5 protein-coding genes are annotated in these 4,488 nt (G+C 69.0%); 3 read left to right on the top strand and 2 right to left on the bottom strand.

The genetic code is table 11. The annotated features are described in order from the left end of the window. Positions 1 to 803 (top strand): cytochrome c peroxidase (locus tag E8A12_RS14375; protein ID WP_293369934.1); only part of this gene is annotated, 803 nt, incomplete at its 5' end. Here the strand turns inward: E8A12_RS14375 and E8A12_RS14370 are convergent. Both E8A12_RS14370 and E8A12_RS14365 read right to left on the bottom strand, forming a co-directional pair. Then, positions 800 to 1,672, bottom strand: a complete 873-nt coding sequence (locus E8A12_RS14370) for an aldo/keto reductase (protein WP_293369932.1) — start codon at positions 1,670 to 1,672, stop codon at positions 800 to 802. The genes E8A12_RS14375 and E8A12_RS14370 overlap by 4 nt on opposite strands. Before the next feature lie 87 nt (positions 1,673 to 1,759). Continuing rightward, positions 1,760 to 2,554, bottom strand: coding sequence for a TOBE domain-containing protein (locus tag E8A12_RS14365; RefSeq protein ID WP_293369929.1), 795 nt, complete (start codon positions 2,552 to 2,554; stop codon positions 1,760 to 1,762). Positions 2,555 to 2,783: 229 nt separating this feature from the next. Here E8A12_RS14365 and E8A12_RS14360 point away from each other — a divergent pair, with 229 nt between their 5' ends. Both E8A12_RS14360 and mreC read left to right on the top strand, forming a co-directional pair. Further along, on the top strand, positions 2,784 to 3,827 hold the full coding sequence (locus E8A12_RS14360) for a rod shape-determining protein (RefSeq protein ID WP_012522835.1): 1,044 nt from the start codon (positions 2,784 to 2,786) through the stop codon (positions 3,825 to 3,827). A 61-nt stretch (positions 3,828 to 3,888) separates the two neighbouring features. Beyond that, positions 3,889 to 4,488 (top strand): rod shape-determining protein MreC (gene mreC, locus E8A12_RS14355; protein ID WP_293369927.1); only part of this gene is annotated, 600 nt, incomplete at its 3' end.

Here is a 4,488-nt window from a genome sequence, read left to right as displayed (position 1 = left end):
CGGGCTGCCATGGCCAGCACCGGGCCTTCTCGGAAAGCAACGCCACCCATCCGGGCGTCCGCGGGATCGCCGGGCGGCGAAACGTCATGACGCTGAGCAACGTCGGCTACTACCGCGCCCTCACCTGGGCTGATCCGGGCCAGGGGACGCTCGAGGCCCAGGTGCTCGTGCCGACCGTGGGCGAGCATCCCATCGAGATGGGCATGAAGGGCCAGGAGGCGGAGCTGGCGCGGCGGCTGGGGGCCGACGCCTGCTATCGACGCCAGTTCGCCGAGGCCTTCCCCGAGCGAAAGGGCGCCATCGATATGTCCACCGTGGCGCTCGCCCTGGCCGCGTTCGAGCGGACCCTGATCTCCTTCGGCTCAGACTACGACCGGGGGACCTTGAACGAGGCGGCTCGGCGCGGGCAGGGGCTGTTTTCCGGCGCGAAGTTCGCCTGCGCCAGTTGCCACACAGCCCCGCTGTTCACCGACGCCGGGGCCGACGATCCCGCGATGGCGTTCCATCGCATCGAGGCCGCCAACGACCGCGACCCGGGCCTGGCGGAGATCACCGGAAATCCGACCGACGCAGGCCGTTTCCGGACGCCCAGCCTGCGCAACGTGGCGCTAAGCTCGCCCTACCTGCACGACGGCTCCGCCAGGACCTTGCCCGACGCGATCCGGCGGCACGAGCAGGCGACGGGCCTGACCGGCGCCCAGATGGCCGATCTCGTCGCGTTCCTGGACGGGCTGAGCGATCAGGGCTTCGTCACCGACCCGCGCCTGGCCCTGCCCAAGACCCGCTGCGGCGCGCCGCTCTAGGCGGCCGCCTTGGCCTGGGCGTCCAGCGCCCGGAAATCCTCGTCGGTGAGTTCGATGGCCGCGGCGCGGACGTTGTCGTCCAGGTGATCGACCTTGCCGGTGCCGGGGATCGGCAGCATCACGGGGCTGCGCCTGAGCACCCAGGCCAGCGCGATCTGGCTCGGGGTGGCGTTGGCCCTGTGCACGACCTTGTCCATCGTCGTGCCGGGCCTGGCCAGGTCGCCCGCGGCCAGCGGGAACCAGGGGATGAAGCCGATGCCCTTGGCCTCGCAGTGGTCGAGGACGTCTTCGCTGCCCCGGTCAATGAGGTTGTAGCGGTTCTGCACGGTGGCGACCGGAAACACCTTCCGCGCCGCTTCGATCTCCTCGACGCTCACTTCGCTCAGGCCCGCGTGCTTGATCAGGCCCTCTTTCAGCATGTCGGCGATGACGCCGAACTGCTCGTCGCGCGGCACCTGCGGGTCGATGCGGTGGAGTTGCCACAGGCCGATCTGCTCGACCTTCAGCCGCCGCAGGCTCATCAGCACGCACTGGCGCAGGTATTCCGGCCGGCCCACCGGCCGCCAGATGTTCGGCCCGTGGCGGGTGAGCCCGCCCTTGGTGGCCACCAGGATGTCGCCGTAGGGCCAAAGCGCCTCGGCGATCAGGTCCTCGCTGACAAAGGGGCCATAGCTGTCGGCGGTATCGATGAAATCGACCCCGAGATCGGGGAGGCGCTGAAGCACCCGGATCGCCTCGTCACGGTCCTGCGGCTCGCCCCAGATGCCCGGGCCGGTGATCCGCATGGCGCCGAAGCCCAGGCGATGGACGGAGGTGTCGCCGCCGATGCGAAACAGGCCGGATGCGGCGGCGGATGGGGTGGCGGACATGGTCAGGCTCCGGCGGTTCGGGAGGGGAAGACCGCCAGATAGGCATGCCGCACGCCGCTTGCGATGGGCGCCCAGCGCTCTTCGTCTCTATTCTACCGCCAGGATGACGTGCGGGGCCTTCACCAGGGCGATGACCGCGTCGCCGACCTTGATGTCGAGCGCCCGGGCGCTCTCCAGGGTGATGGTGGCGGTGAGCGTCTTGCCGCCGCCGATGCCGAGGCCGATTTCGCAATTGACCGCGCCGTCTTCGCGGCTGGAGACCACGCCGGCGATCTGGTTGCGCGCCGAGGTGCGCAGGTTCTCACCCTTGGCCAGGATGACGAAGCTGGACTTGATCAGCGCGATGGCGGGTTTGCCGGGCGCGAGGCCCAGGTCCTCGACGCTGTGTCGGGTGACGATGGCGGTGATGTCCACTCCGTCGCCGAGGCGAAGCGTGACTTCGCTGTTCACCTCACCGGTTGTGACATCGCAGATCGTGCCCCTAAGCGCATTGCGCGCGCTGGTTCGCATTCCAAGGCTCCAGAAAAGGTCGCGGGCGGGTTCGCCCGCCAGGCCGCTGTCGAGCTTGGCCACGGCGGCGTCGATCTCGGTCTGCACGCGGCGGAACGCCTCGACCACGGCGCGACCGCGCGGCGTGACGCTGGCCGCGCCGCCGGCCTTGCCGCCGGGGGCCGCTTCGATCAGCGGGCCGTCGAAAAGGTTGTTGAGCGCCTGCACCGCGTCCCAGGCGCCGCGATAGCTTAGGCCCAGACGGGCGGCCGCTGCACTGATCGAGCCGAGCTCGGCGATCGCTTCGACCAGGGCGACCCGGTCGAGGCCCACACGCGGCATGCCCCCACGGCGCAGGGTCAGGGATGCGCTGAGATCGCCGTTGGCTGACATGCCCCAATCCTACACGCCGGCGCGTAGCGGCGTCGCGGCCTTCTTCGAGCGCGGCCCTAACGCGCACGGCGCTCTTTATGCCTTGAATTGCGGGATCGGTCAGGGCAGAGGGTGCGCGAAGCCTCTCCGGTAAATCGTAACGACTCCACACGTTTTTGGCGTAGACGGGATCGTTTAGGACCGCCGGTGTGGCAGCCCTCCTTCCAGCCCCCAGTCTCCAGGGCCCTCCATGATCTCTTCGCTCTTCGGCGCCATCTCCAACGACATCGCCATCGATCTCGGCACCGCCAACACCCTGATCTACATGAAGGGCAAGGGCATCGTGCTCAATGAACCGTCCGTGGTGGCGCTGCGCAACGTTGGCGGCCGCAAGGTGGTCCACGCCGTGGGCATAGAGGCCAAGCAGATGCTGGGCCGCACGCCCGGCCACATGGAAGCCATCCGCCCCATGCGCGACGGGGTGATCGCCGACTTCGAAGTCGCCGAGGAGATGATCAAGTATTTCATCCGCAAGGTTCACAACCGCAAGGGCTTCGTGAACCCCAAGGTGATCGTCTGCGTGCCGTCAGGCGCCACCGCCGTTGAGCGCCGCGCCATCAACGACAGCTGCCTGAACGCCGGCGGCCGCCGCGTGGGCCTGATCGACGAGCCGATGGCCGCCGCGATCGGCGCCGGCCTGCCGATCCACGAGCCCACCGGCTCCATGGTCGTCGACATCGGCGGCGGCACCACCGAGGTGGCCGTGCTGTCGCTCTCCGGCATCGTCTATTCGCGCTCGGTCCGGGTCGGCGGCGACAAGATGGACGAGGCGATCATCTCCTACATGCGCCGCAACCATAACCTGCTGATCGGCGAGACCACCGCCGAGCGGATCAAGAAGGAAATTGGCACCGCCCGGGCCCCGGCCGATGGCGAGGGCCTCTCCATCGAGGTCAAGGGCCGCGACCTGATGCAGGGCGTGCCGCGCGAAGTGCGCATCTCCGAAAAGCAGGCGTCGGACGCGCTGTCGGAACCGGTCGGCCAGATCGTCGACGCGGTGAAGATGGCCCTGGAGGCCACCCCGCCGGAACTCGCCTCCGACATCGCCGACAAGGGCATCATGCTGACCGGCGGCGGCGCGCTGCTGCGCGGGCTGGACGCCGAGATCCGCGACCACACCGGCCTGCCGGTGACGGTCGCCGACGACCCGCTGTCCTGCGTGGCGCTGGGGTGCGGCAAGGTGCTCGAACATCCGAAATGGATGAAGGGCGTTCTCGAATCCACGTTAGCCTAGGGCGGCTTGAGTCGCTGCGCGAAACGCAGGCGCGGGGGCGCCGCTGGAACGAGGCCTTTGAGTGTCCTTAAGGGACAATCCGCTCGGTGAACTGAAGGTCCCGCTGACCTGGGCGGCGGCCATTGCGCTCATCGTGGCCGTTGTGGCGGCGACCGCCATCCTGCTCTCCGACCGCCGCGAGACCTTCAAGGCCGAGGCCTATGGCGTCTCGCGCAAGGCGAGCGACACGGTGCTGGCGCCGGTGGGCGACGTGCTGGCCACGCCCGGCCGCTGGGTCGGCGCCGGGATCGATTCTGTCGGCGACTATTTCGGCGCAGGCTCGCAGAACGCCGACCTCAAGGCTGAGCTCAAAGAGATGCGCCAGTGGCGCGACGTGGCGATCGCGCTGCGCGACGAGAACGCCCGCTACCGCACCCTGCTGGGCCTGAAGACCGACCCGCCGATCCCGATGGTGGCCGCGCGCATCGTGACTGACAGCCACGGACCCTTCGCTGATACCCGCCTGGCCAACGCCGGCCGCGAAAAGGGCGTGAAGGTCGGCAATCCGGTGATGAGCGAGAACGGCCTGGTCGGCCGGGTGATCGGGGTGACCGATGGCGCCAGCCGCGTGTTGCTGCTCACCGACATCGCCTCGCGCACCCCGGTGATGATCGACCGGACC

The sequence above is a fragment of the Phenylobacterium sp. genome, from assembly GCF_004799395.1.
GTDB lineage: Bacteria > Pseudomonadota > Alphaproteobacteria > Caulobacterales > Caulobacteraceae > Phenylobacterium.
Note: the sequence above shows the minus strand (reverse complement) of the source record. Positions and strands in the feature narration are given on the sequence as shown.

Coding starts and splice junctions, on each gene's coding strand:
- E8A12_RS14370 (WP_293369932.1), bottom strand. CDS start 1,672: ATGTCCGCCACCCCATCCGCCGCCGCATCCGGCCTGTTTCGCATCGGC.
- E8A12_RS14365 (WP_293369929.1), bottom strand. CDS start 2,554: ATGTCAGCCAACGGCGATCTCAGCGCATCCCTGACCCTGCGCCGTGGG.
- E8A12_RS14360 (WP_012522835.1), top strand. CDS start 2,784: ATGATCTCTTCGCTCTTCGGCGCCATCTCCAACGACATCGCCATCGAT.